The organism is Acinetobacter sp. GN11, assembly GCF_054823985.1.
The window spans coordinates 1-564 of the sequence record NZ_JRVL01000280.1 but is presented as its reverse complement, the minus strand read 5'-3'; the positions used below and the strand labels follow the sequence as shown (position 1 = coordinate 564).

1 protein-coding gene is annotated in these 564 nt (G+C 28.5%); it reads left to right on the top strand.

Annotated features, from left to right (window positions below; genetic code table 11):
- Positions 1-41: 41 nt before the first annotated feature.
- Positions 42-564, top strand: a 523-nt coding sequence (locus tag NL42_RS18080; protein WP_461313803.1) for a hypothetical protein, incomplete at its 3' end; no start/stop codon positions are given.

Sequence of the window (564 nt, the reverse complement as noted above, 5' to 3'; positions counted from 1 at the left end):
AAAGAATTTTTAAAGTCATCATTGAAATTGGGGAAATATCAATGAATCAGTGCACATATAGAATTGGCTGTATGTCAAAGGATAGGCTATTGCCTAAAAATTTAGAGGCGATGATAAAAGTTATTCATGACTTATCTTTGTCATCTCATCTTTTGGGGAATTGGATATATAGTGAAAACAATCCAGATATACATATTATTGATTTAGATAGTGGTTATACCAACATACTTATTCCTAAAAAAATTAAGATCGTACTAAGTAATAATCCTGAACTTTTAAAGGGTTATCAGTATGGTTTGAAGAGACCAATAAGATATCAGGAGCTTCTAAATATTTTGCAAGATATTGAGAAGAATGAATATTTTAAAATAAGTCATCAAGAACGTATAATAAGTAACGAGAATAGAGTGTCTAAAGAACATTTAGAGACAAAAATTATTTATAAGCTTGTGTGTTATCCAGACTTTAAAAATATTCATGCAGAGCAGATTGTTAATGTCACTAGAGTTTGTGCTTTATTATCTATTGAGTCAAAAACAGCTCAAGAAATTAAGAGATTTTTAA